We start from the raw sequence: 23,862 nt of genomic DNA, 5'->3' as shown, positions 1-23,862 counted from the left end.
TGGCGGGTTTTCGACGCTACATCAAACGCGAGCCGCTAGGCACGGTGCTGGTGGTTGCGCCGTGGAACTACCCCTATCTGACGGCGGTGAACACGATCATCCCGGCGCTGATGGCCGGCAACAGCGTGATCCTCAAGCATGCGTCGCAAACCCTGCTGGTGGGTGAGCGTTTCGCCGAGGCCATGCGCCGCGCCAGTCTGCCGGACGGCCTGTTCCATAACCTGCTGCTCGATCATCGGCAGACCGCCGCGATCATTGATTCGGGCCGGGTACAGCAGGTCAACTTCACCGGTTCAGTCGATGCCGGCAAGGCCATGGAAAGCGCCGCCACGGGACGCTTCCTCGGCGTGGGCCTGGAGCTCGGCGGCAAGGATCCGGCCTACGTGCGGGCTGACGCCAACCTCGAGCATGCAGTGGAAAACCTGGTGGACGGCAGTTTCTTCAATTCCGGGCAGAGTTGCTGCGCCGTGGAACGCATCTACGTCGACCAGAAAATCTTCCCGGTGTTTGTCGAGCGCTTCGCTGAACTGACCCGCCAGTACGTGCTGGGCAACCCGCTGGACGAAGCAACCACCCTCGGTCCGCTGGTGACACCGGGTGCCGCATTTTTCGTTCGTGGCCAGATCGCCGAAGCGCTGGCCCAGGGCGCGACGGCGCTGATCGATCCGCAGGCATTTACCGCCGACGTGCCGGGCAGCGCCTACCTCGCGCCGCAGGTCCTGGTCGATGTCAGCCATCAAATGTCGGTCATGCGCGACGAAAGCTTTGGCCCGGTGGTCGGCATCATGCCGGTGGCCAGCGATGAGGAGGCCATTGCCTTGATGAACGACAGTGAGTTCGGACTCAGCGCGTCCATCTGGACCCAGGACCTCGCAGCGGCTGAACGCCTGGGCAACGAGATCGCCACCGGCACCGTGTTCATGAACCGCTGCGATTACCTGGACCCGGCACTGGCCTGGACCGGCGTGAAGAACAGCGGGCGCGGTGTCACCCTGTCGCCACTGGGCTACGAGCACCTGACCCGGGCCAAATCCTTTCATCTGCGTCACGAGGTGTAGACCATGAACCTGACAGGAAACTGGAACTACCCCACGAGCGTTCGTTTCGGTGTCGGGCGCATCGCCGAACTGGCCGAGGTCTGTCGCAGCCAGGGTATCCAGCGCCCCTTGCTGGTGACCGACAGCGGCCTGGCCCGCGCGCCGATCACCACGGCGGCACTCGACGCATTGCGCGCCGCCGGTCTGGGCGTGGCGCTGTTCTGTGATCTCAAGCCCAATCCGGTGGAAGCCAACCTGGCCGGCGGGCTCGACGCCTGGCGCGCCGGCCGGCACGACGGCGTGATCGCTTTCGGCGGCGGCAGTGGCCTGGACATGGGCAAGCTGATTGCCTTCATGAGCGGCCAGACCCGCCCGGTCTGGGACTTCGAAGACATCGGCGACTACTGGACCCGCGCCGACGACAGCCGCATCGCCCCGGTCATTGCGGTGCCGACCACGGCGGGAACCGGTTCCGAAGTCGGTCGCGCGGCGGTGATCATCGACGAACGCACCCACACCAAACGCATCATCTTCCACCCGAAAATGATGCCGCGCGTAGTCATCAGTGACCCGGCCCTCACCGTCGGCATGCCCGCCAAGGTCACCGCCGGCACTGGCATGGACGCGTTATCGCATTGCCTGGAAGCGTACTGCGCCCCCGGTTTTCATCCCTTGGCCGACGGCATTGCCGTGGAAGGCATGCGCCTGGTGGCCAACGCTCTGGTGAAAGCGGTACACACGCCGTCGGACCTTGAGGCGCGCGCACAAATGCTCGCGGCGGCGGCAATGGGCGCCACGGCATTCCAGAAAGGCCTGGGCGGGATGCATGCGCTCTCGCATCCGGTGGGTGCGCTGTACGACACCCATCACGGCATGACCAACGCCACCTTCATGCCCTATGTCCTGCAATTCAATCGTAGCGCCATCGAGGAACGCATCACCCGCCTGGCGGCGTACCTGCGCCTGCCCTCGCCGGGGTTCGACAGTTTCATGGCCTTCGTCCTCAAGCTGCGCAAGGACATCGGCGTGCCCCATACGCTGGTTGAACTGGGCGTGGATGACCGACAGGCCGACCTGATCGCCGACATGGCGATCGTCGACCCTTCTGCCGGCGGCAACCCATTGCCATTGACCCGGGACGGCGTGGCGGAAATTTTTGCAGCGGCGTATCGCGGCCGTCTGTAGGAGCGAGCTTGCTCGCGATGAACGTCAACGATGACGCGGGGAGCCTGACACCCCGCGTCACCCTCAAACCCATCGCGAGCAAGCTCGCTCCTACAGAAAACCAAGGTCGAGCCTACGGCGGCTCAGTTCGGCCTGTCCAACACCTGACAAAGGGCACACATCATGAACCCAGCAAGCCAGCCCGGCACCGACACACACGACGATGACGTCAAGGTGCTGCACAGCATGGGCTACGCCCAGCAACTCTCACGACGAATGGGGGTTTTCTCCAACTTCGCCATTTCCTTTTCGATCATCTGCATCCTCTCGGGTGGCATCAACTCGCTGGCCCAGGGCACCTCGGGCGCGGGTGGCATATCCATCGGGATTGGCTGGCCGATCGGCTGCCTGATCTCCGGGGTATTCGCCATGGCCATGGCGCAGATTTCCTCGGCCTACCCCACCGCCGGAGGCCTGTACCACTGGGGCTCGATCCTCGGTAACCGCTTCACCGGCTGGCTGACCGCGTGGTTCAACCTGCTGGGGCTGGTCACGGTGCTGGGCGCGATCAACGTCGGCACCTACTACTTCTTTTTCGGCGCCTTCGGACCGGCACTGGGCATGGAGGACACAACCACGGTCCGGGTGATTTTCCTGGCAATCCTCACCGGCCTGCAGGCCTTGTGTAACCACCTGGGCATCGGCCTGACGGCCAAGCTCACCGACTTCTCCGGTTACCTGATCTTCGCCACGGCGCTGGCGCTGACCATCGTCTGCCTGATATCGGCACCCAGCTATGAATTCGCGCGGTTGTGGACCTTCGGCAACTATTCCGGCGAGGCGGGTGGCAGCGTCTGGCCGCAGGTCTCCAACGGCTGGGTGTTCATGCTCGGCCTGCTGTTGCCGATCTACACCATCACCGGCTATGACGCCTCCGCGCATACCTCCGAGGAAACCCGCAATGCGGCCATGTCTGTGCCGCGCGGCATGGTCATGTCGGTGGTCTGGTCATTGCTGTTCGGCTGGCTGATGCTCAGCGCGTTCGTGCTGATGCTGCCGAACATGGACGAGGCGGCCAAACAAGGCTGGAACGTGTTTTTCTGGGCCATGAACACCCAAGTCAACCCGACACTGAAACTGGTGCTTTACGTGGCGATCTTCATCTCGCAGGTGCTCTGCGGGCTGGCCACGGTCACCTCGGTTTCGCGCATGATCTTCGCGTTTTCCCGTGACGGTGGCCTGCCCTGCTCAAAAGCGCTGTCGTCGGTCTCATCGACCCATCGCAGCCCGGTCGCGGCCATCTGGACAGGTGCCACCCTCGCGGTGTTGTTCGACTGGGGATCGTCGGTGATCTCGATCGGGGCAACGCCGGTCTACACGATCGTGGTGTCCTGCACGGTGATCTTCCTGTTCTTTTCCTTCGCCATTCCCATCGTGCTCGGCCTGTTTACCTACGGGACGTCGAAGTGGCCGACCATGGGGCCGTGGAACATGGGGCGATTCTGGTACTCGGTGTTCGCCATCCTCTCGGTCCTGGCGATGGTGATCATTTTCGTCATCGGCATCCAGCCACCGAACGATTGGGCGCTGTACATCACCATCGGTTTCCTGATCCTGACGGCCATCGTCTGGTTCGGTTTTGAAGCCCGGCGCTTCCAGGGGCCACCGGTGGGCGACATGATCGTCAAGCGCCAGGCTGAAATCGCCGCGGCGGAAGCGGCGTTGAATAAACAAAGCGCAAGCTGATAGCCGAATCACTGTAGGAGCGAGCTTGCTCGCGATGGTCGTTAACGATAACGCTTGTTTACTGGTTAAACGCGGCGCCCTTGAGTCCATCGCGAGCAAGCTCGCTCCTACAAGGTCCGGGCCTTATCAACCGGGCTTTTTTGCAGGCTGATGATCTATCCTGTGCCTCCCCCCGACTTCACCCCGGAGACACCTGTGCCCGCCCTCACCGCCCGCGAGGTTTACCAGCCGTTGCGCGATGCCGCCCAGGGGATTCGCACGTTCCAGCGAGTCGATGACGCTGACGAGTCTGGTCATGTGCTGGTCGACATCGACGGCTGGCGCCTGTTGCTCGACGTCGACGCCGGCCACTTGCGCCACTGCCTGCACGGCCAATGCCCCGATGGCCGTGAATATGTGTTCGACAACGGGCAGCGCTTCGGCACCGACCCGGTGAGTTTACTCAGCACCTGGGAACTGGCGCAGATTGAACGGCTGCTGGCCTGAACCCTGCGCTACCTATCGTTCCCGGGCCGCACTTGTGATACACAGCCGGAGTGATTTCTGCGTCCAAGGAGGTACTGCCCATGCCCCGTTCCCCACGCCTGCCGCACTGGCTGGCCTGCGCCCTGCTCGGTTTGTTCGCTGGCGCAGCCCAGGCCGGCACGACGCCCCCGGCACCCGATGCCCTGCAACCCTTGCTGGCAACGATGAATGAGCGCTTGTACATCAGTGAGCTGGTGGCGCTGACCAAGTGGGACAGCGGCAAACCGGTCCAGGACAACGCCCGGGAAGCGCAAGTCATCGCCAACGCCCGCATGCAAGCCACCCAGCGCAAACTCGACCCCGACGATGTCGCCAATCTGATCGCCGCCCAGATCGAAGCCAGCAAACTGGTGCAATACGGCAGGCTCGCGCAATGGCAAGCGGCGCACAAGGCGCCGGACACACCGCGGCCGGACCTCAACAACGACATCCGGCCCAAGCTCGACAACCTGCAAAACCTGCTGCTCCAGCAGTACGCCGATTTCCTGCCCTACCGCAAAGACCCGAACTGCCCGCAATGGCTGGCCACCGGACGCTCCGCGCTGACCAAGGATTACCTGCATGACCAGGCGATGATTCGTGCGACCGGAGAGCTGTGTATTGCAGGGCGATAACGTCATATGAACCGGATTGAAACCCTCGCCAAAATCCTGCTCGGCCCGGTGTTGCTTGCGCAAGGTCTCTACACCAGACGAATGACGCCGAGGCTGCCGGAGGCCGAAGGTGAACGCCAGGGCGAGGCCGGCAGCGGCGATGTTCTGCGGTTGTTGATTGTCGGCGACAGCGCCGCTGCGGGTGTGGGTGCGGCGACTCAAGGCGAAGCCCTCAGCGGTCGGCTGGTCGAGCGCCTGGCTGAAGATTATCAGGTGGCGTGGAAACTCTGGGCGCGCTCGGGTCTGGATTCCCAAGGGCTGCTGGAGCTGCTCGAACATCACGCCCCCGAGCCGTTCGATGTGGCGCTGCTGTCGATTGGCGTCAACGATGTCACCGGCACACTGGCGATTGATCAGTGGCTGGCTCGGCAACAGCGCTTGATGGCGCTGTTGTGCGACAAATTCGCGGTGAGGCAGGTTGTGCTGTCGCCGCTTCCGCCGATGCACCTGTTCCCCGCCCTGCCCCAGCCGCTGCGCTGGTTTCTGGGTTTCAGGGCGCGTCGTTTCAATGCGCATTTGGCGGATCTGGCGGAACGTGTGGATCAATGTACGATGCTGACAACCCCGCTGGCACCCGCACCGGGCTTGATGGCCAGCGATGGTTTTCATCCGGGGCCGCTGCTCTACCGTCAATGGGCCGACGATGCCGCCAGGGTTATCGACCAACGCTTTCGCACCACAACAATAAAAACAGGAGTTGAAGATGTCTGAGCTGAACCTGAACCCCAATGTCGCAGCGTCCCTGAAGCAGTGGCACGCGATGATCGGCAACCGCGACTTGAGCGGCTTGCCCGAATTGCTCGATCCGCAGGCGGTGTTCCGTTCGCCGATGGCGCACACGCCGTATCCGGGGGCGCCGGTGGTGTCGATGATCCTCAATACGGTCGTGAACGTGTTCGAGGATTTTGCCTATCACCGCGAGTTGGCGACGGCGGATGGCTTGAACGTGATTCTCGAATTCAGCGCCAGAGTCGGCGAGAAAGAGCTGAAGGGCATCGACATGATCCGCTTCAACGAACAGGGCAAGATCGTCGAGTTCGAAGTGATGGTGCGGCCGCTGAGTGGCTTGCAGGCGTTGGGTGAGGAAATGGGGCGGCGGCTCGGTGCTTATCTGAAGGCCAGCAAGGCCTGATTTCCCGATTCACCAACTCCCCCCCTGTAGGAGCGAGCTTGCTCGCGATGGACTCAAGAGCGCCGCGTTTAGTCAGTAAACACGCGGCATCGTTAACGTCCATCGCGAGCAAGCTCGCTCCTACAGGTTTTGTGTAGAGCCTGAAATCATCACACCCTCGGCTGATGACTGGTCACGCAGTGAATGCCGCCACCGCCCGAGGAGATCGCGTCGATGTCGAGCTGCACCACCTTGCGGTCCGGGTAGAGTTCGGACAACAGGTCGAAGGCTTTGCCATCGGCTTCTTCGTCGCCGAACTGCGGAGCAATGATCGCGCCGTTGATCACGAAGTAGTTGATGTAGCCGGCGGCGAAGTCCTGGTTGTTCTTGCTGAACCGGCTGTTGCGCGGGTTGAGCGGTGGCGACACGGTATGCACCTGCAACTTGCGGCCATCGGCATCCGTGGCGTTTTCCAGGATCTGCAGATGGGCGCGAGTGACCTTGTAGTCGTAGGACTCGGGGTCGTTGTCGAGGTTGGCAATGACCACACCGGGTTTGACGAAACGCGCATAGAAATCGACGTGGGCGTCGGTGATGTCCTTGCCCTTGATGCCCGGCAGCCAGATGATTTTGCGCAGGCCCAGGCGTTCTTTCAGTTCTGCTTCGACCTCGGCCTTGCTCCAGTCGGGATTGCGGTTGCGATTGATCCAGCTGCTTTCGGTCATGATCCCGGTGCCGTGGCCGTCCACTTCGATGCCACCGCCCTCGCCCACCAGTTCGCTGCGCCGGTAATCCGCCTTGGCGTTTTCCGCGACCAGGGCGGCCAATTGCGCATCGTCCTCATGCTGCTGTTTGTTGCCCCAGCCGTTGAAGTTGAAGTCCACGGCGCCGAGGTCGCCGTTGCCATCGACGACAAAATTGGCGCCGATGTCGCGCATCCAGATGTCATCCAGCTCGGCGATCACGAAGGTCGTGTTGTGGCCGCCGCATTTGGCTTCGGCCAGGCGCCGTTCGCTCTGGCGACAGAACACGGTGACCGGCTCGTATTCGGCAATGCTGCGGGCAATCCGGCCAAGGGCGTCTTGCACGTGGGGCGTGAAATCCTCCCAGATCGCGGCCTGTGCGCCGAAGGCGATGAAGGCCCGCTGGTGTTTGTCACCTTCATCGGGCATGTACCAATTGCCTTTGCCGGCCGCTCGCACCGGCATGGAGGCAAAACCCAACCCCATGGACGCCACCGCGCCCATTGCGGCGACAACCGATACCTGCTTGATGAATGTTCGACGAGTCGGCATGTGTTTTCCTGAAATTCGGGGTTTGGCCGGCCCGCTGGCCGGCCGGTGATCATTTAACGGTAGCGGTCTTGAACTTGGTCCAGGTGCGCATGCGTGCCCGCATGTCGGCCTGGGGAATGTCCTTGCCGGGTATCAGCCGCGCGTAGGTGGCTTCATCGAGGTAGATGTCCGGGTTGTTGCGCATCGCGGCATCGACGTCCGGCCGCGCCTTGGCATTGGAGGTCGGGTAGCCGGTGAAGTTGCTGATGGCCGCCATGTTTTCCGGGCGCATCACGAAGTTGATGAAAGCGTAGGCGTATTCCGGGTGCCGGGCGTCGACGGGAATGGCCATGGTGTCCATCCACACTGTGGTGCCTTCGCGGGGAATGCGGTAGTGGAAGGTGGTTTTCTTGCCGGCACTGTCGGCCGTGCGCTGCGCCTGGGTCATGTCGCCGCTGTAGCCGAGGGACATGCACAGGTTGCCATTGACCAGGTCGGTCACCGGTTGCGACTGGAATTTACGAACGTACGGCCGCAACTTCATCAGCAACTCACTGGCCGCCGCCAGGTCTGCCGGTTTGCCGCTGCGCGGGTCGCGGCCGAGGTAGTTGAGCACCACCGCCAGCACTTCGTCCGGCGAGTCGATCATCGAGATGCCGCAATCGGCAAACTTCGCCGCCAGCTCCGGCTTGAACAGCATGTCCAGGCTGTTGACCGGTGCGCCCGGCACACGCTGGGCGATCTGGTCGGCGTTGTAGGTCAGGCCGATGGTGCCCCAGGTGTACGGGACCGTGGCCTGGCTCGAATGCTCATAGTGCGAGCGCAGCTTCTGCAATCCGGGCTCGACGTCATTCAGGGCAGTGAGCCTGGACTGATCCAGCGGTTGCAGGCTGCCGGCACGCATCAGGCGTTCAGCCACGGTGTCGCCGGGGAAGATCAGGTCGTAACCGCTGCCACCAGCGAGCATCTTGGCTTCCAGGGTTTCACTGCCATCCATGACGTCGTAGATCACCTTGATCCCGGTTTCGGCGGTGAACTTGCCGAGGGTGTCCTCGGCAAAATAATCCGCCCAGTTGTACAGCCGCAGGGTTTTCTCCTCGGCATGCAGCGCTGGCACCGCACAGGTCAGCGCCAGCCCCGTGGCCAGGCACAGCTTGTTGATCGTGTTCATGTCACACCCCTTGGGTTGCCCAGCGTGAGTGGATCTGGCGACCGTCCTGGGTCAGCAACGCGCCGTACATTTCCGGACGGCGGTCACGGTAGATGCCCCAGGTCAGGCGGTCTTCGCGCATGGCCGCCAGGTCCAGGGTGTGGACCAGCACGCCGGTGCTGTCACGATCGGCTTCGGCGAGCAATTTGCCCTTGTGATTGCAGATGAACGACGAGCCATAGAAGTTCATTTGCAGGGCCGGGTCGGTGGTCGCCGCTTCCCGGCCGACACGGTTGGCCGCCACCACCGGCAGCAGGTTAGCGGCGGCGTGGCCGCGCATGGTCATCTGCCAGTGATCGCGCGAATCCAGGGTTGCACAACCCGGTTCGGAGCCGATGGCGGTCGGGAACAACAACACTTCGGCGCCCATCAAGGCCAGGCAGCGCGCGGTCTCGGGGAACCACTGGTCCCAGCAGATGCCCAGGCCGATGCGCCCGAACGCGGTGTCCCAGACCCGGAAACCACTGTCGCCGGGGCTGAAGTATTCCTTCTCCTGATAGCCGATGGCATTGGGGATGTGAGTCTTGCGATACACACCCAACAAGCGCCCATCGGCATCGGCCACGCTCAACGAATTGAAGTAGGCATTGCCGGCCTTCTCGTACCAGCTCAGCGGCAGCACCACGCCCAACTCTTTCGCCAATGCGGCAAAGCGCTTGAGCACGTGGCTGTCGCGATACTCCTCGGCCAGCGCCAGGTGTTTTTGGTGTTGCTCGATGCAGAAATACGGCGTGGCAAACAGCTCCTGTAACAGGATGACCTGCGCGCCCTTGGCCGCGGCCTCGCGGACCAGTTGCTCGGCTTGATCGAGGTTGTGTTTCAGGTCCCAGGTGCAGGGCATTTGCGTGGTGGCGATGGTCAACAGTGTCATGGCATCAACCCCGCACCGGCCAGGCCGGCTGTTGCTGGGTGATGCAATGCACGCCCCCGCCGCCATGGGCCAGATGGTTGATCCGCACCGGTACCACTTCGCGACCGGGGAACGCCTGCGCCAGCACTTCGGCGGCGACATTATCGGCATCGATGCCGTAGGCCGGCATGATGATCGCGCCGTTGGCGATGTAGAAATTGGTGTAGGAGGCGCAGAACACTTCGGCCTCGGTGTCCACCGCATCGGTGGCTTCATAGAGTTCGATCAGCTCGAACTGGCGGCCCTGGGCGTCGGTGGCCAGTTCAAGGGCGCGACGGTTCTCCCGGGCCACTTCGGCGTACACCGATTGTTGGTCGTGGGTGGCGTCCACCAGCAACACGCCAGGGCGGGCGAAGGCACACACGCCATCGACGTGGCCGTCGGTCATGTCACCGGTCACGTAGTCCGGATCACCCGGCAGCCAGATAGTTTTCTTCACGCCCAGCAGACGGCTGAAGATTTCTTCGATCTCGGCCTTGGTCACGCCCGGATTGCGGTTGGGGTTGAGCAGCACCGACTCGGTGGTGATCAGCGTGCCCTCGCCGTCCACATGGATAGCTCCACCCTCGTTGCTCAGCGCCGTGCCGAAACACTCCAGGCCCAAATGATTGAGTGCACGGCGGGCCAGGCTTTCGTCCAGATCGTGGGCCGACTTGCCGCCCCAGGCATTGAAGCGCCAGCTCACACCGGCCACACCTTGCTGCGGGTGGCAGACGAAGCTCGGGCCGGAGTCACGGCACCAGCTGTCGTTGACCGCCAGTTCGATCAATTCGATGTTCGGCCCGCACAAGGCTTTGGCGCCGGCGACGGCTGAAGGATCGACCACCAGTTTCACCGGCTCGAAGCGGGCGATGGCGTTCGCTACACGGGCGAAGTCTTCTTGAACCTGTGGCAGCGTCACCCGCCAGCCCGACTCCCAAAGGGTCTTGTTGTGCGGCCAGACCATCCAGGTGGCGGCGTGGGTGACCCACTCGGCTGGCATCATCCAACCGCTGTTTTGAATAACGTTCTGCTGCATGACAAGCACCTCTAAGTTAAGTCATTGTGTTCAATGAAAACTGCCTTGGCGGTCTTGGCATGCATGCTACGGCTGACAAAACGGGCAAACAAACGATGGATTTTGCAGGCAACTGATTAGAGGAACTTATCGATATGCTCAAACACTGGCCGCCCCTGAGCACTCTGCGCGGCTTCGAAGCCGCCGCCCGGCTGGGCAGTTTTCACAAGGCCGCCGAAGAGTTGCACCTCACCCAGTCGGCGATCAGCCAGCAGATCCGCAGCCTTGAGGCGTACCTGGAACAACCGCTGTTCTATCGCAGCGGGCGCAGCGTCAGCCTGACCGATGCCGGTCACGATCTGCTCAGCACCACCCAGGCGTTGTTGCAGCAACTGGCGGTGGGTATTCGCCGGCTGGGGCAGTACCAGAAACCCAATCAACTGGTGCTCAACACCACCCCGGCGTTCGCCCGGCACTGGTTGTTGCCGCGTTTGGGGGATTTCCGTCGCCAGCATCCGCAAGTCGATCTGTGGATCTTCAGCACCGATGAAGTGCCGGATATGGCCAGCCAGACCATCGACCTGGCGGTGCGCGACGACATCAGTTCCCAGGCCGAATGCAGTTTCAAGGTGCTGCACGCCGACCGCCTCTACCCGGCGTGCCACCCGAGCCTGTTGGCGGTGCCGGCGGAACAGCGCACCACCCTGCATGGCGAGCGGGAAATGGACTGGAGCCACTGGGCGGTGGAATCGGGGATTGATGTGGGGCAGATGGATCAGGGGCTGAATTTTTCCGATCCGGGGTTATTGCTGGACGCAGCCTGCACCGGGCTCGGCATTGCGCTGGTGAGCCAGTTGCTGAGTCGACAGGCGCGAGCTACCGGGCTGTTGCAGCCGATGGTGGAACAAACCATCCGCGGCCCGAACTGGGCCCTGCTGACACATCGCGACAGCGAGAACACGGCGATGGCGCGCAGCTTCACTCAATGGCTGGTGGAGAACCTGGGCGAGTGATTACTGCGCCGGAAAAGTTTGCAGATAGGCCAACAGGTCTTCGATTTTTTCCGGATCGCTCAGGCCCCAGAAAATCATGCGGGTACCGGGCACGACTTTTTTCGGTGCTTCGAGGTAGGCGATCAGGGTTTCGCGATCCCAGACCAGGTTGGCTGATTTCATCGCGTCGGAATACACATAGTCCGTGGTGACGGCGGAGTGGCGGCCGATCACGCCATTGAGCTGCGGGCCAAAGAAGGCGCGAGCCGATTCGCCGATCTGGTGGCAGCCACTGCAAAGGCGCTTGAAGACTTTCTCCCCGGCCTGGACATCGCCCGCGGCAAGGGTGGGTGTGCTGAACAGGAGTGCGGTGAGCGCCAGGGCGAGGGTCGGGGCGGCGATTTTCTTCATGTTGCGTTTCCAGTCTGCGAATGCTCGCTATTGGAACATGTCCGTCGAGGATATCCCAAGATATCGGGTCAACACGGACCCTGTGGGAGCGGGCTTGCCCGCGAATGCGATGTATCAGTCACCTACTGTGCTGGATGTGATGGCCTCTTCGCGGGCAAGCCCGCTCCCACAGGGACTTGTGTATGGCTTACTTTTTGGATTGGGTTCGGGATGTATTGAGCACAATAGCTGCCTGAACCAACGCCTTCAGCGCCTTTTCATCGATCGCCTCACCCTCGTGGATATCAATCGCACGGCGGGTATTGCCTTCAAGGCTTGAATTGAACAGTTTCGACGGATCATCCAGCGACGCACCCTTGGCGAAGGTCATCTTCACCACTTGCCTGTAGGTTTCCCCGGTACACAGGATGCCGGCATGGGACCACACCGGCACACCCCGCCACTTCCATTCTTCAATCACTTCGGGGTCGGCCTGGTGGATGATCTTGCGGATGCGGGACAGGGTTTCGCCGCGCCAGTCGGCCAGTTCGCGGATTCGCTCGTCGATCAGTGCCGAAGCTTCGTCAGATTCAACCTTGTCCGTTTTCATCACCGTCTGCACCCTCATCATGATGGTTGTGACCGATGAGGGTAGACGGTGTTCGAAGGTTTTCAGGATTCGCTGACTGACGGCGCCTGGGGCACGGGGCGGGTTTTCACGGTGACGAACATTTTGATGCGGTCGCCGATTTCCTGGAGGGTATGGCGGAACGGGTCGTGTCTTTCGCTGGTGGTCGGATCTTCGAAGCTCCAGACCATCACTTCAGCGGTAAACGGCATGCGCGCGGCCTCTTCGGAGGACTTGTCGCACAGCGTGATGACGTAGTCGAACTCCTGGCCTTCGAAATCTTCGAGGGACTTGCTGCGCAAGCCACCGGTATCGACACCGATGTGATCCAGGGACTCGAACGTGCGTGGATCGATCTCGCTGGCCTCGAGCCCGGCGCTGAAGGCCTGGAAGTCGGCAGGATCGATGTGGCGCAGCAGGGCTTCGGCCATGGGTGAGCGGACATCGTTTCTGGCGCAGACGAACAGCACGCGACGGGGGGCGGTCATGGGTTTACCTCGACTGGCGGACTTTAGTGTTTGCTCATCAATCCATGCAGCACGCCGAACCGCAGACCCGGTTCAGACGCAATCATATGCGTGATCCCGAACACCTTGAACGCCGCCAGCATCACCACCAGACCGCCGGGCAAAATGCTCAGGCGATGGGTGGGCAAACCCGCCAACTTGAGGTGTTTCACATGTTTGACTTCCAGCAGCCGCAACGACAGGCGCAACAGGCCACCGTAGGTGATGCCGCTCTGACCGTCATCATTCAAGCCGTTGGCCTTGAGCACCTTGGCCAGCATCCGCGCCGTCCCTGAAGAACCGATCGCCTGCTGCCAGCCCATGGCGCGGTAACGGCGGGCAATGCGCTCCAATTGCACCGTGGCCGCGCGTTCGGCCTCCAGCAGCGCTTCGGCCACGATCCGCCCGCCATGGAAATAGTGCGCACCGAAGGTTCCGCTGCCGATGGCAATGCTCTCGGTGACCAGCAGTTGGTCGCCACGGCCGATGATCATTTCCGTGGAGCCACCACCGATATCCACCACCAGCCGCGTGCTTTGCGCCGGCAAGGTGTGGGCCACGCCGGCATAGACCAGTTGCGCCTCTTCCTGACCGGAAATGACGTCGATGCGAAAGCCCAGGTGCCGTTCGGCACTGGCCAGGAACAGCGGCGCGTTGTCCGCTTCGCGCACCGCGCTGGTGGCCACCGCCCGCACCCGCCCGGCCTCGAAACCGCGCAACTTCTTGCCAAATCGCGCCAGCGCCTGCCAGCCACGGTCCAGCGCCAATTCATCGAGCGCCCCGCCCTGCAGGCCTTCGGCCAGACGCACCGGTTCACGCAGGGTTTTCACTTCCTGGATGACCATCTGCTGGTTCCGTCTCACCGACTGGCCAATCATCATGCGAAACGCATTGGAGCCCAGATCGATGGCGGCAAACAGCGGGGCGTCTTTCATACGGGGTTCCTTGCACATTCATCTGCCGGCAGGCTGGTGGCCGACGGGCACTCAAGACGGATTGCGAGGATCTTGCCATGGCTTCGATGACACCCAGATGACACCACCGGGCATCACCACTTCGTAACAAACTGTGACTAGCATCGGCTGTGCCATCCACGACGCGAGTGTCTCACCATGCTTTCCAATCAGGACACCTTGATCCAGCGCATTCACCGCGAGCTGCTCGATATCAGTGACGAAGAGCTGGAACTGGAATTATCGGAAGACGGACACAACCTGGACGCACTGTTCGATGAACACATTGAGGATGGCAGCGAGAAAGAAGCCCGGCGCCGTTACTTCGCCGAACTGTTTCGCCTGCAAGGCGAACTGGTGAAATTGCAGAGCTGGGTGGTCAAGACCGGGCACAAAGTGGTGATCCTGTTCGAAGGCCGTGATGCCGCCGGCAAGGGTGGCGTGATCAAGCGCATCACCCAGCGCCTCAACCCCCGGGTCTGCCGGGTGGCCGCCCTGCCCGCGCCCAATGACCGCGAACGCACGCAGTGGTATTTCCAGCGCTACGTTTCGCACTTGCCCGCCGCCGGGGAAATCGTGCTGTTCGACCGCAGCTGGTACAACCGCGCCGGGGTCGAAAAGGTCATGGGGTTCTGCAATGACGACCAGTACGAAGAGTTCTTCCGCACCGTCCCGGAATTCGAGCGCATGCTTGCCCGCTCCGGCATCCAGTTGATCAAGTACTGGTTCTCGATTTCCGACCAGGAACAGAACCTGCGCTTTCTCAGCCGCATTCACGATCCGCTCAAGCAGTGGAAACTCAGCCCCATGGACCTGGAGTCGCGCCGCCGCTGGGAGGCCTATACCAAGGCCAAGGAAATCATGCTCGAACGCACCCACATCGCCGAAGCGCCCTGGTGGGTGGTGCAGGCCGACGACAAGAAGAAGGCCCGGCTCAACTGCATCCATCACCTGCTCGGCCAGATGCCTTATGAAGAGGTCGAGTTGCCGGTGATTGAATTGCCGCAGCGCGAGCGCCAGAAAGACTATTCGCGGGGGCCTGTACCACAGGAAATCATCGTGCCGGAGGTTTACTGAACTCAGTTTGACCCACACCACAATTGTTCATTTGTCATCGAATCGTCATGAAGTGGGCGCCATACTCTGCTCATCCAATGCGTGCTTTAACTTTCTGCTGCCTCTCCCGGCGGCTTTTTTTTTGTGCCTTCACTGGTTTGGAGGTCACTTCATTTTCAGCGTGGGCATGATCCCTTGTAGGAGCTGGCTTGCCAGCGATGGTCGTTAACGATAACGCGTGTGTACTGGATAAACGCAGCGCATTTGAGTCCATCGCCAGCAAGCTGGCTCCTACAATTCTGCCTCTCCCGGCGGCTTTTTTTTGCCTGAAATTGCGCTTACAGACATTCCTGCGCCGCACGCTCGAACGTCGATGGCACGAACGCCGAGGCCAGCAGCTTGCGTTCGTACAGGAACACCTTGCCGCCATTCGAGGCTTTATAGGTTTCAAGCACGTTGTCCGCCGCCACTTTGCTCGAAACGACGATCCGGTAGCTGCGCTGGGTCTGCGACACCGTGGGCGCCAGCGCATCGTGCTGCAACTTCGGCACCACGCAATGGGTGTACTCCTCGGGCGACTTGCTGGTCTGCAAGGTCATGGTCGGATTGTTCGGCGTGGCACAACCGGCCAGCAGCAGCGAGGCGAAGGCCAGGGTCGGGGCAAAAACAGTGCGCATGAATCAGGTCCTGAAAAGAATTCCACGGTGGATTGGGTTGCCCGCCGCTCAACGGACGTCGGAGCTTATTAATTTGTTGCTGCGGTTAAACCGGCCGTTACCAGCGCCTTCAACGACGCATCGAACTGTTTCAGCGCGGTCAGTTGCAGGTCGCGTTGCTGTTCGATTTGCGCGGCGATCTCGGGGGCGGCCTTGTCATGCACCCACACCGACGGCAGTTGTTTTTCCACCGCGCCTTCGGCCTTGCCGATGTATTGCAGGTTGGCGTCGTAGAACCGCGCGGCGAAACGCGCCTCGACCCGGTCGTTACGCTGGGTCAGCAACTGGTTGTGGGTATCGAGCATCACCACCACGTCCGGGTGGGCCTGTACCAGCGCATCGAGGTTGTCGTAGACCGTCACCGACAGAAAGGTCTTGTGCAGCGAACTCATCAGCCAGTCGATCGCCAGTTGCGGATCGGAGCTGTTGACGAACGCCTGGCGAATCCGCGCATCCAGTGCGTTTTTCGCGCCATTCACCGCCACCGAGTGGTATTGCTCAAGGTATTGCAGGTTTTCCACGGTATTTGCGCTGTAGAGCACCCCGACCGTCTGACCGTATTGCAGCCCTGCATTCACGCCGGTAATGGGCGGCAAATGGCAGTCAGCTGTATCGGCGGCAAAGGCCGATGCGGTGGACGCAACACTGCCCAGCAACAGGGCAATCACAGCCAGTCGGGTCAAGATTTTCATCGCGCAGGTTCCTTGAGCAGCGTGTTCAATGCAGGCAATTTTCCGCCTTTGCGCAAAAAACAGAACTTGCGATTCTTGATGGTGACTATTGACTGAACCAATAGTGCGGCGGCGCCAGCGCAGGCCTCTGGCGCAAACCTGCCGGTCAATGTCGAACAAGCGGCTGTGCCGGGCGCCCACTGTTGATTACAGTGGCGACTGCCCTCAAAACCTGATCAAGGAACGAAACAATGGTGACCTGCTACCTGAAATACGTGCTCGATCCCTACCAGCTCGACGCATTCGAGCACTACGGCAAGTTGTGGATCCCCCTGGTGGAGAAGTTCGGCGGCCAGCACCACGGCTACTTTTTGCCGTCTGAAGGCGCCAACAACATCGCCCTGGCGCTGTTCACTTTCCCGAGCCTGGCGGCGTACGAACATTACCGGCAGCAATCGATGAGCGATCCGGACTGCATCGCGGCGTTCAAGTACGCCGAAGAGAGAAAATTCATCCTCAGCTATGAGCGTTCATTCATGCGGCCGGTGTTCGGCGAGCAGGATCGCTGAGTCAGTCTTTTTTCAGATCCAGGCAGTAGGTGTAGTAACCGGGGTCGCGCACCCAGCCCAGGGATTCATACAGGCGCTGGGCGGTGAAGTTGTCGGTGGCGGTTTCCAGGGTCATGCCCTTGCCGCCGGCCAGCTTCGCAAAGTCGCGGGCGGTGTTCATCAGCAGTGTGCCGACGCCTTTGCCCCGGGCGGCGGGCGTGGTGAACAGATCACCGAGCAACCAGGTGCGGTGGGCGTCGATGGAGGAAAAGGTCGGGAACAGCTGGACGAACCCGAGGTTTTCACCGTCGGTGTCCCGGGCAAGAAAAATCACCGATTCATCCCGGGCGAGCCGCTCGGCGATGAAGGCTCGCGATTGCGAAAGATTCGACGGCTGCTTGTAGAACATCCGGTAGGCGTCAAACAAAGGGGCGATCTGGTCGATGTGCGATGCATCGGCGCGCAGGGCTTCAATAGCCATAAGGGTGCTCCATTGCGGTCTCAAGGATTTACAGACTAGCAATGGCCAAGGACCAGCAGCGTAAAATTTTCTGAAAGCACCGAGATCCCTGTGGGAGCGAGCTTGCTCGCGAAGGCGGCAGCACATTAAACATTGATGTGACTGATCCACCGCCATCGCGAGCAAGCTCGCTCCCACATTAGGTTTCCACATTGATTGTGGATTGTGGTCAAACCCGCACGTTACGCCCCGGCAACGACGTACGCTGGCTGCTTTCCCAACCTTCCACCAACCCCACCGGCACATCCGACGCCGGCAGCATCTTCACGCCACGCACCAGATCGGACGCCCGTTCAGCGAGCATGATGGTCGGCGCATTGAGGTTGCCGTTCGGCTCGGTCGGGAATACCGACGAATCGATCACCCGCAGGCCGGCGATGCCGCGCACGCGCAATTCGGAGTCGACCACCGCCATGTCGTCCTCACCCATGCGGCACGAACCGCACGGATGGTAGGTGCTTTCCAGGTTGTCACGCACGAAGGCGTCGAGGTCTTCATCGCTGGTCACCTGCGCGCCCGGGGCGATTTCGCCGTCGCGGAAGCGGTCCATGGCTTTCTGGCCGATGATCTCGCGGGTCAGGCGAATGCAGCGGCGGAAGCCTTCGCGGTCCTCTTCCCGTTGCAGGTAGTTGAAGCGAATCTCCGGATGCTCGTACGGGTCGGCCGAACGCACCCGCACATAACCACGGCTTTTCGGTTTGTTGGGACCTGTGAGCACCATGAAGCCATGGCCCTTGATCGGCTTGTTGCCGTCGTAGCGCATCGCCGCCGGCAGAAAGTGGAACTGGATGTCCGGCCAGCGCAGGCCCTTCTCCGAGCGGATGAAGCCACCGGCCTCGAAATGGTTGGTGGCGCCGAGGCCATCCTTGAACAGCAGCCAGCGCAGACCGATCATCAGCTTGCTCAGCGGGTCCATCTTGCTGTTGAGGGTCACCGGTTCCTTGCAGCCGAACTGGATGTACACCTCGGCGTGATCCTGCAGGTTCTCCCCTACCCCCGGCAGGTCATGGCGCACGCCGATCCCGGCCTTGCGCAGGACCTCCGCCGGGCCGATACCCGAGCGTTGCAGCAGGTGCGGCGAACCGATGGGCCCGGACGAGATCAGCACTTCGCGGTTGCAATACACCTGGTGAGTCTGGCCACCGTGGTCATACATGACCCCCACCGCCCGCTTGCCTTCGAGGATGATCTGGCGGGTCATCGCATGGGTGATCACCGTCAGGTTCGGACGACCCATGGCCGGGCGCAGATAGGCGTTGGCCGTGGAACAGCGCACGCCGTTTTTCACGGTCATGTGCATGGCACCGAAACCTTCCTGCATGTAGCCGTTGCAGTCTTCGGTCTTGATGTAACCCGCCTCCGCACCGGCTTCGACCCAGGCGCCGTACAGCGGGTTTTTCATGTGGTTGCCGTTGGTGGTGTGCAGCGGCCCGGTCTGCCCGCGATAGTTGTCACCACCCGACTCGTAGCTTTCGGCGCGCTTGAAGTACGGCAGGCAGTTGCGATAGCCCCAGCCTTCAGCACCGAGGGATTCCCATTCGTCGAAATCCAGCGCGTGGCCACGGATGTACACCAGGCCGTTGATCGACGACGAACCGCCCAGCACCTTGCCCCGTGGGCAGTGAATCCGCCGGCCGTTGAGGTAAGTTTCCGGCTCGGTCTCGTAGCGCCAGTTGTACTTCTTGGTGTTCATCGGGATCGAGAAGGCACTGGGCATCTGGATCACTACGCTCTTGTCACTGCCGCCGAACTCCAGGACCAGTACCGAGGTGGCCGGGTCTTCGCTCAGGCGGTTGGCCAACACACAACCTGCCGAGCCTGCGCCAATGATGATGTAGTCGTATTTTTGCGTGGTCATTCTTTGCGTGGTCATAGTTATCTCCCGACCGTCGATTCAGTGAATACCCGCGGTGGCTGCTGTTTGTGGGTCAGCGTGTCGCCGGTGGTGTATTGCGGGGAGGTTTTTTCGATGTGCTGGATCACCGCTTCTTCGCGCTTGAGATCGATCGAGCGGCTCAGCCAGTAGTACGCCAGGCCCGAGACGATCAGCCCGACCAGCCAGGCGATGTCGATGCTGCCCAGTGCCTTGGCGAGCGGGCCGACATACACCTCGCGCTGTTCAACACCATCGAAGATGTAGAAGAACGGGATCATCGAGATAAAACCGATGGCATAGGCTGCGATACCGCGCAGTCCCCAGCTGCCATAGATGTTGCCGTGGGGCATGAAGAAGTGCGGGATGGCGTAGCGGCCCTTGCGCACGAAGAAGTAGTCGGTGAGGTTGACCGAGGTCCAGGGCACCAGGAAGTACAGCATCACCACCAGGTAGATCCCCAGCACCGACAGGCCTTTGCCGGAACTCTGGATGCTCAGGGCCACGCCCAGTTGCAGCAGGATCACGAAGCCGATGGCCAGGATGCGTGCCTTGCGCGTTGGCTCGATGTGCTTGATCGAGTCGACACAGGTCAGCGTGGTCAATTTGGCGCTGTAGATGTTCATCGCGATCACCGGCAGGAACGCCAGGATGGTGACGACCACCACCGCCGTGCCCACCAGCGGCGACACGGTGTTGCCGACTTGCCCGAGGGCCACCAGCACATCAGTGGAGTGCAGGTGATCGGCCAGCCAGCCACCCACGGAAATCATCCACGCACCGGACAGCGACGCCCCGAGGAACACCACCGCGATCAGCTTGCCGCTGGAAGTGTTCTTCGGCAGGTAGCGCGAGTAGTCCGACACATAAGGCGCATAGGCGATGTTGTAGCTGGCGGCCGCCGCAAACTGCGCGATGAAACCGGTCCAGTTGAAACCCAGTGGCGCCGGGGCCGTTTCGCCCACCGCCAGCGCCGGCATGGCTGCGTCCGGCACCCAACCCATCAACACCGCCACGGTTACCAGGCCATACAGCGGCAACGACAGGAACAGCGCCCATTTGAAGCTGCGGTGCATCCAGTCGTGGCCGAGAATCGCCAGCACCGCCGCCGGTATGGTCACCGCTACCGCGATCACCGCCGGATTGAATCCGAACAGAGTGTGCAGCCCCTGCATCATCAGCACCAGGTTGACGATGTTGAAGCCGGCGAACACGAACAGCGTAGCGAGCAGTACCAGAATCACCCCGCGATAGCCGAACTGCGCGCGAGACTGGATCATCTGCGGCAAACCAAGGTGCGGGCCTTGCGAACCGTGAAACGCCATGAACAGCGTGCCGAACATGATGCCCAGCGTGCCGGCGAGCGTGGTCCAGAGCGCAGTCAGGCCGACGCTCGGGCCGACGAAGCCGATGGTCATGGTGAAGAACGTGAAGTTGCCGAGGAACCAGAACGGGCCCTGGCTCGACAGTTTGTCGGTGCGCTCGTTCTCGGGGATGAAGTCGATCGAATGCCCCTCGACGACGGATTTTTCGTCGAGGCTGGACACGCTCGTGGCGGACTTGGCGTTAGTGTTCATGATGGACTCTTATTGTTGGAAGATCATGACGAGATAACCGCGTTCTTTCGGGTGAACGACTCCCGGGGCGCGTCCTTGCCGTTCCTGATCAATGATGGCGCCAATGGCGAAAATGACGCTGAACCTGTAGGAGCGAGCTTGCTCGCGATGAAGCCAGGAGCGCCGCGGGGTATCAGGCTTCCAGCGTTATCGTTAGCGACCATCGCGAGCAAGCTCGCTCCTACAAAGGACAAGCGTCAGCCCGGCAGCGTGATCCACACCGCCTTGGTTTCGAGCAGGTAATCGAGCTGCTCGGCGCCCAGGTCCTTGCCGAATCCGGACTGTTTGTAGCCACCGAACGGCATCGACGGATCGAGGGTGCCGTGGGCGTTGACGTAGACCGAACCGGCCTTGAGGCGCGGGATCAGGCTGTGCACCTTGCCCAGGTCGTTGGAATACAGTGCGGCAGCCAGGCCATAGGGCGAGTCGTTGGCCAGGGCCAGTGCCTCTTCCTCATCGTCGAACGGTGCAGTGACCAGCACCGGGCCGAAGATCTCTTCCTGGACAATGCGCATGTCGTTGCGGCAGTGGGCGAAGATGGTCGGCTCGACGAAGAAACCAGGGCCATCGACCGGTTGGCCGCCGTAGACCAGTTCGGCGCCTTCGGCCTTGCCGGTTTCGATGTACTCGGTCACACGCTGCTTTTGCAGGGCCGAGACCAGTGGGCCGATGAAGCAGTCCGGGTCCAGGCCCGGGGCCATTTTCAGGGTGCGCGTGTAGGCGATCAGCTCACGCAGGAATTCGTCGTAGACACTGCTATGAATATAGGCCCGTGTACCGGCGTCGCATACCTGCCCGGAGTTGAAAAACACGCCGTTGGCGACCGCTTGGGCGGCGGCCGGGATGTCGGCGTCGGCGCAGACGATGACCGGTGATTTGCCACCGAGCTCGAGGGTCAGGCGCTTCATGTCATCCAGCGCTGCGCGGCCGACAGTCTGACCGACCGGGGTCGAGCCGGTGAAGGTCAGTTTGTCGATGCCGGGGTGGGTGGCCATGGCCGCACCGACCACACTGCCGCGCCCGGTGACGATGTTGATCACGCCGTCGGGAATGCCCGATTCCTGCACCAGTTCAGCGAAACGCAGGGCCGACAACGAGGTCAGCTCGGCGGGTTTGACCACCACTGTGCAACCGGTCGCCAGTGCCGCGCCGAGCTTCCAGGCCATGGTCTGCAGCGGGAAGTTCCACGGCACGATGGCGCCGACTACGCCGACCGCTTCCTTGCGGGTATAGGCCAGGTAGTTGCCCGGCAGCGAAGGTTCGACGGTACGGCCGTGCAGCTTGGTGGCCCAGCCGGCGAAGTAGCGCAGGGTATCGACGGTGCCCTGGATGTCCACGTCCTTGGCGAAAGCCACGGATTTGCCCATGTCGATGGATTCGATTTCCGCCAGCTCGGCAGCGTTCTGTTCGATCAGGTCGGCCAGACGTTGCATCATGCGCTCGCGCTCCGCCGGTTTGGCCTGGCGCCAGGCGCCGCCGTCGAACTGGGCACGGGCGGCTTGCACGGCGCGGTCCAGGTCATCGGTGGTGCCCATGGGAATGCGCGTGATCAGGCCTTCGGTCGAAGGTTCGATCACATCGGAGGTCTGGCCGTCGCTGGCTTCGACCCAGGCGCCGCCGATGAACATCTTCTGGACCTTGCTGAGAAAGGTCTGGGTGGCTTCGCTGACGCCGAATTTTTGCAGGTAACTTTTGACGATCGTGTCCATTTTTGTTCTCACTGCCCGGCAGTCAGGTCCTGCCGGGGCTCTGGTTTCTGAGCTTTGTGGTTTCGATGATCAGGCTGGAGTCGACTCGCTCTCGGCGGCGGCCCGCACCTTGCCACGTTCGTGGAAGATAAAACCAATGCTGTTGAGCAGCAGTTGCGCGGCGAGGATCGAGGTCATGCCGGTCGGGTCGTACACCGGCGCGACTTCCACCAGGTCCATGCCGACGATGTTGCCCTTGCTGCGCTTGGCCAGGGCCTGGATGATTTCCAGCACTTCGTAGTAGAGGAAGCCGCCGTGGCTCGGGGTGCCGGTGCCGGGGGCGATGGACGGGTCGAAACCGTCGATGTCAATGGTGATGTAGTAATTGATGTTCTGCGGGATCAGCGCCAGCACACCCTCGACGCCGAGGCGACGCACATCACGCACCGAGAGGATTTTCGAGCCGGCTTCATGGGCCGCTTCGTAGTCGTCGCGGTTGGACGACGACACGTTGCGGATGCCCATCTGGGTCATGCCGACAATGTGGTTCATTTCCGAAGCACGACGCAGCGGGTTGCCGTGGCCGTAGCGCACGCCGTGGCGTTCGTCGACGAAATCCAGGTGCGCATCGAAGTGAATGATGTGGATCGGGCCGCGGCCTTCGAAGGCCTTGATCACTGGCGCGTGCACCGAGTGGTCGCCGCCGAGCACCACCGGCATCACGCCGGCATCGAGGATCTTGCGTACGGCGTATTCGGTGTTCTTGTTACTGGTTTCCATGTCGGTGTGGACGATGTCGGCATCACCGACGTCGACCATGCGCACGTCCGATGCTGTGAGGTACATCACGTCGTCTTCGTGGTCGTAGGCGCCGGCATGGCCGAAGGAAAACAGCGTCGATGCTTCGCGAATCCCGCGTGGTCCGAAGCGTGCGCCGGAGCGCCACTGGGTGCCCATATCATTGGGCACACCGAGCACCGCGACGTCGGCGTCCAGTGCATCCCAATCGGTGCACACCGGGGATTTGCCAAAGGTGCAATGACCTACGAATGGCAGGTTCAGGCGACCGGATTCATAA

At 61.7% G+C, this 23,862-nt stretch carries 25 protein-coding genes; 10 read left to right on the top strand and 15 right to left on the bottom strand.

Annotation, left to right across the window (positions count from 1 at the left end; genetic code table 11):
• The 7 genes from PMI29_RS04280 to PMI29_RS04310 form a co-directional block, all read left to right on the top strand.
• Nucleotides 1-1,058, top strand: a 1,058-nt coding sequence (locus PMI29_RS04280) for an aldehyde dehydrogenase family protein (protein WP_008002888.1), incomplete at its 5' end; no start/stop codon positions are given.
• A gap of 3 nt (nucleotides 1,059-1,061) precedes the next feature.
• Nucleotides 1,062-2,222: an iron-containing alcohol dehydrogenase gene (locus PMI29_RS04285; RefSeq protein ID WP_008002886.1), complete on the top strand. Its 1,161-nt coding sequence runs from the start codon at nucleotides 1,062-1,064 to the stop codon at nucleotides 2,220-2,222.
• Between the two features lie 162 nt (nucleotides 2,223-2,384).
• On the top strand, nucleotides 2,385-3,947 hold the full coding sequence (locus tag PMI29_RS04290; protein ID WP_008002884.1) for an amino acid permease: 1,563 nt from the start codon (nucleotides 2,385-2,387) through the stop codon (nucleotides 3,945-3,947).
• A gap of 195 nt (nucleotides 3,948-4,142) precedes the next feature.
• Nucleotides 4,143-4,433 carry a DUF7693 family protein gene (locus PMI29_RS04295; protein WP_033052682.1) on the top strand — a complete coding sequence of 97 codons (291 nt, stop codon included), beginning with the start codon at nucleotides 4,143-4,145 and terminating at the stop codon, nucleotides 4,431-4,433.
• An 80-nt stretch (nucleotides 4,434-4,513) separates the two neighbouring features.
• Nucleotides 4,514-5,086, top strand: coding sequence for a chorismate mutase (locus PMI29_RS04300; protein WP_008002880.1), 573 nt, complete (start codon nucleotides 4,514-4,516; stop codon nucleotides 5,084-5,086).
• Between the two features lie 6 nt (nucleotides 5,087-5,092).
• Nucleotides 5,093-5,836, top strand: a complete 744-nt coding sequence (locus PMI29_RS04305) for an SGNH/GDSL hydrolase family protein (RefSeq protein WP_008002878.1) — start codon at nucleotides 5,093-5,095, stop codon at nucleotides 5,834-5,836.
• Nucleotides 5,829-6,257 carry a nuclear transport factor 2 family protein gene (locus PMI29_RS04310; protein WP_008002876.1) on the top strand — a complete coding sequence of 143 codons (429 nt, stop codon included), beginning with the start codon at nucleotides 5,829-5,831 and terminating at the stop codon, nucleotides 6,255-6,257. Before PMI29_RS04305 ends, PMI29_RS04310 begins: the two co-directional genes overlap by 8 nt.
• 149 nt (nucleotides 6,258-6,406) lie before the next feature.
• Here PMI29_RS04310 and PMI29_RS04315 read toward each other — a convergent pair whose 3' ends face one another.
• From PMI29_RS04315 to PMI29_RS04330, 4 genes are read right to left on the bottom strand one after another with little or no spacing between them, the layout of a single operon-like run.
• Nucleotides 6,407-7,531: an agmatine deiminase family protein gene (locus PMI29_RS04315; RefSeq protein WP_008002874.1), complete on the bottom strand. Its 1,125-nt coding sequence runs from the start codon at nucleotides 7,529-7,531 to the stop codon at nucleotides 6,407-6,409.
• 49 nt (nucleotides 7,532-7,580) lie between these two features.
• A complete protein-coding gene (locus tag PMI29_RS04320) occupies nucleotides 7,581-8,681 on the bottom strand; it encodes an extracellular solute-binding protein (RefSeq protein WP_008002872.1) in 1,101 nt (366 codons plus the stop codon).
• Between the two features lies 1 nt (nucleotide 8,682).
• Nucleotides 8,683-9,591: an N-carbamoylputrescine amidase gene (aguB, locus tag PMI29_RS04325; RefSeq protein WP_008002869.1), complete on the bottom strand. Its 909-nt coding sequence runs from the start codon at nucleotides 9,589-9,591 to the stop codon at nucleotides 8,683-8,685.
• Between the two features lie 4 nt (nucleotides 9,592-9,595).
• Entirely contained in the window at nucleotides 9,596-10,648 is a 1,053-nt protein-coding gene (locus tag PMI29_RS04330) for an agmatine deiminase family protein (RefSeq protein ID WP_008002867.1), read from the bottom strand.
• Nucleotides 10,649-10,782: 134 nt separating this feature from the next.
• Here PMI29_RS04330 and PMI29_RS04335 point away from each other — a divergent pair, with 134 nt between their 5' ends.
• Complete coding sequence (locus tag PMI29_RS04335; RefSeq protein ID WP_008002864.1) at nucleotides 10,783-11,640, top strand: LysR substrate-binding domain-containing protein; 858 nt, start codon at nucleotides 10,783-10,785, stop codon at nucleotides 11,638-11,640.
• Here PMI29_RS04335 and PMI29_RS04340 read toward each other — a convergent pair whose 3' ends face one another.
• The 4 genes from PMI29_RS04340 to PMI29_RS04355 form a co-directional block, all read right to left on the bottom strand.
• Entirely contained in the window at nucleotides 11,641-12,030 is a 390-nt protein-coding gene (locus PMI29_RS04340; RefSeq protein ID WP_008002862.1) for a c-type cytochrome, read from the bottom strand.
• Nucleotides 12,031-12,217: 187 nt separating this feature from the next.
• Nucleotides 12,218-12,619 carry a DUF1801 domain-containing protein gene (locus tag PMI29_RS04345; protein WP_008002860.1) on the bottom strand — a complete coding sequence of 134 codons (402 nt, stop codon included), beginning with the start codon at nucleotides 12,617-12,619 and terminating at the stop codon, nucleotides 12,218-12,220.
• A gap of 62 nt (nucleotides 12,620-12,681) precedes the next feature.
• Nucleotides 12,682-13,125 carry an arsenate reductase ArsC gene (locus tag PMI29_RS04350; protein WP_008002857.1) on the bottom strand — a complete coding sequence of 148 codons (444 nt, stop codon included), beginning with the start codon at nucleotides 13,123-13,125 and terminating at the stop codon, nucleotides 12,682-12,684.
• Between the two features lie 23 nt (nucleotides 13,126-13,148).
• Entirely contained in the window at nucleotides 13,149-14,078 is a 930-nt protein-coding gene (locus PMI29_RS04355) for a Ppx/GppA family phosphatase (protein ID WP_008002855.1), read from the bottom strand.
• A 177-nt stretch (nucleotides 14,079-14,255) separates the two neighbouring features.
• On the opposite strand from PMI29_RS04355, the gene ppk2 reads away from it, so the two are divergent.
• Nucleotides 14,256-15,173 carry a polyphosphate kinase 2 gene (gene ppk2, locus PMI29_RS32355; protein WP_008002853.1) on the top strand — a complete coding sequence of 306 codons (918 nt, stop codon included), beginning with the start codon at nucleotides 14,256-14,258 and terminating at the stop codon, nucleotides 15,171-15,173.
• Between the two features lie 317 nt (nucleotides 15,174-15,490).
• On the opposite strand, the gene PMI29_RS04365 is transcribed toward ppk2, so the two are convergent.
• Nucleotides 15,491-15,829: a hypothetical protein gene (locus PMI29_RS04365; RefSeq protein ID WP_008002852.1), complete on the bottom strand. Its 339-nt coding sequence runs from the start codon at nucleotides 15,827-15,829 to the stop codon at nucleotides 15,491-15,493.
• A gap of 68 nt (nucleotides 15,830-15,897) precedes the next feature.
• Nucleotides 15,898-16,560: a hypothetical protein gene (locus tag PMI29_RS04370; protein ID WP_008002850.1), complete on the bottom strand. Its 663-nt coding sequence runs from the start codon at nucleotides 16,558-16,560 to the stop codon at nucleotides 15,898-15,900.
• 230 nt (nucleotides 16,561-16,790) lie between these two features.
• Here PMI29_RS04370 and PMI29_RS04375 point away from each other — a divergent pair, with 230 nt between their 5' ends.
• Nucleotides 16,791-17,108, top strand: coding sequence for an NIPSNAP family protein (locus PMI29_RS04375; protein ID WP_008002848.1), 318 nt, complete (start codon nucleotides 16,791-16,793; stop codon nucleotides 17,106-17,108).
• A gap of 1 nt (nucleotide 17,109) precedes the next feature.
• On the opposite strand, the gene PMI29_RS04380 is transcribed toward PMI29_RS04375, so the two are convergent.
• From PMI29_RS04380 to speB, 5 genes are all read right to left on the bottom strand, one after another.
• The gene (locus PMI29_RS04380; protein ID WP_008002845.1) at nucleotides 17,110-17,568 is read right to left on the bottom strand and encodes a GNAT family N-acetyltransferase; all 459 of its coding nucleotides are present in this window, start codon (nucleotides 17,566-17,568) and stop codon (nucleotides 17,110-17,112) included.
• Between the two features lie 208 nt (nucleotides 17,569-17,776).
• Complete coding sequence (gene betA / locus PMI29_RS04385) at nucleotides 17,777-19,465, bottom strand: choline dehydrogenase (protein WP_033052684.1); 1,689 nt, start codon at nucleotides 19,463-19,465, stop codon at nucleotides 17,777-17,779.
• A gap of 17 nt (nucleotides 19,466-19,482) precedes the next feature.
• Nucleotides 19,483-21,057 carry a purine-cytosine permease family protein gene (locus PMI29_RS04390; protein ID WP_008002840.1) on the bottom strand — a complete coding sequence of 525 codons (1,575 nt, stop codon included), beginning with the start codon at nucleotides 21,055-21,057 and terminating at the stop codon, nucleotides 19,483-19,485.
• Nucleotides 21,058-21,293: 236 nt separating this feature from the next.
• Nucleotides 21,294-22,805: an aldehyde dehydrogenase family protein gene (locus tag PMI29_RS04395; RefSeq protein WP_008002839.1), complete on the bottom strand. Its 1,512-nt coding sequence runs from the start codon at nucleotides 22,803-22,805 to the stop codon at nucleotides 21,294-21,296.
• Between the two features lie 69 nt (nucleotides 22,806-22,874).
• A partial coding sequence (gene speB, locus PMI29_RS04400) for an agmatinase (protein WP_008002838.1) occupies nucleotides 22,875-23,862 on the bottom strand: 988 nt, incomplete at its 5' end.

It is taken from the genome of Pseudomonas sp. GM49 (assembly GCF_000282355.1).
In the GTDB taxonomy this organism is placed as follows: Bacteria; Pseudomonadota; Gammaproteobacteria; order Pseudomonadales; family Pseudomonadaceae; genus Aquipseudomonas.
This window is presented reverse-complemented; position numbering and strand designations above follow the sequence as displayed.

Bases quoted from the DNA above. Each gene is read 5' to 3' on its own strand.
- PMI29_RS04305 (WP_008002878.1), top strand. From the start codon at position 5,093: ATGAACCGGATTGAAACCCTCGCCAAAATCCTGCTCGGCCCGGTGTTG.
- PMI29_RS04350 (WP_008002857.1), bottom strand. From the start codon at position 13,125: ATGACCGCCCCCCGTCGCGTGCTGTTCGTCTGCGCCAGAAACGATGTC.
- PMI29_RS04345 (WP_008002860.1), bottom strand. From the start codon at position 12,619: ATGAAAACGGACAAGGTTGAATCTGACGAAGCTTCGGCACTGATCGAC.
- PMI29_RS04320 (WP_008002872.1), bottom strand. From the start codon at position 8,681: ATGAACACGATCAACAAGCTGTGCCTGGCCACGGGGCTGGCGCTGACC.
- PMI29_RS04335 (WP_008002864.1), top strand. From the start codon at position 10,783: ATGCTCAAACACTGGCCGCCCCTGAGCACTCTGCGCGGCTTCGAAGCC.
- aguB (WP_008002869.1), bottom strand. From the start codon at position 9,591: ATGACACTGTTGACCATCGCCACCACGCAAATGCCCTGCACCTGGGAC.
- betA (WP_033052684.1), bottom strand. From the start codon at position 19,465: ATGACCACGCAAAAATACGACTACATCATCATTGGCGCAGGCTCGGCA.
- ppk2 (WP_008002853.1), top strand. From the start codon at position 14,256: ATGCTTTCCAATCAGGACACCTTGATCCAGCGCATTCACCGCGAGCTG.
- PMI29_RS04375 (WP_008002848.1), top strand. From the start codon at position 16,791: ATGGTGACCTGCTACCTGAAATACGTGCTCGATCCCTACCAGCTCGAC.
- PMI29_RS04340 (WP_008002862.1), bottom strand. From the start codon at position 12,030: ATGAAGAAAATCGCCGCCCCGACCCTCGCCCTGGCGCTCACCGCACTC.
- PMI29_RS04355 (WP_008002855.1), bottom strand. From the start codon at position 14,078: ATGAAAGACGCCCCGCTGTTTGCCGCCATCGATCTGGGCTCCAATGCG.
- PMI29_RS04365 (WP_008002852.1), bottom strand. From the start codon at position 15,829: ATGCGCACTGTTTTTGCCCCGACCCTGGCCTTCGCCTCGCTGCTGCTG.
- PMI29_RS04290 (WP_008002884.1), top strand. From the start codon at position 2,385: ATGAACCCAGCAAGCCAGCCCGGCACCGACACACACGACGATGACGTC.
- PMI29_RS04330 (WP_008002867.1), bottom strand. From the start codon at position 10,648: ATGCAGCAGAACGTTATTCAAAACAGCGGTTGGATGATGCCAGCCGAG.
- PMI29_RS04315 (WP_008002874.1), bottom strand. From the start codon at position 7,531: ATGCCGACTCGTCGAACATTCATCAAGCAGGTATCGGTTGTCGCCGCA.
- PMI29_RS04370 (WP_008002850.1), bottom strand. From the start codon at position 16,560: ATGAAAATCTTGACCCGACTGGCTGTGATTGCCCTGTTGCTGGGCAGT.
- PMI29_RS04300 (WP_008002880.1), top strand. From the start codon at position 4,514: ATGCCCCGTTCCCCACGCCTGCCGCACTGGCTGGCCTGCGCCCTGCTC.
- PMI29_RS04285 (WP_008002886.1), top strand. From the start codon at position 1,062: ATGAACCTGACAGGAAACTGGAACTACCCCACGAGCGTTCGTTTCGGT.
- PMI29_RS04380 (WP_008002845.1), bottom strand. From the start codon at position 17,568: ATGGCTATTGAAGCCCTGCGCGCCGATGCATCGCACATCGACCAGATC.
- PMI29_RS04395 (WP_008002839.1), bottom strand. From the start codon at position 22,805: ATGGACACGATCGTCAAAAGTTACCTGCAAAAATTCGGCGTCAGCGAA.
- PMI29_RS04390 (WP_008002840.1), bottom strand. From the start codon at position 21,057: ATGAACACTAACGCCAAGTCCGCCACGAGCGTGTCCAGCCTCGACGAA.
- PMI29_RS04310 (WP_008002876.1), top strand. From the start codon at position 5,829: ATGTCTGAGCTGAACCTGAACCCCAATGTCGCAGCGTCCCTGAAGCAG.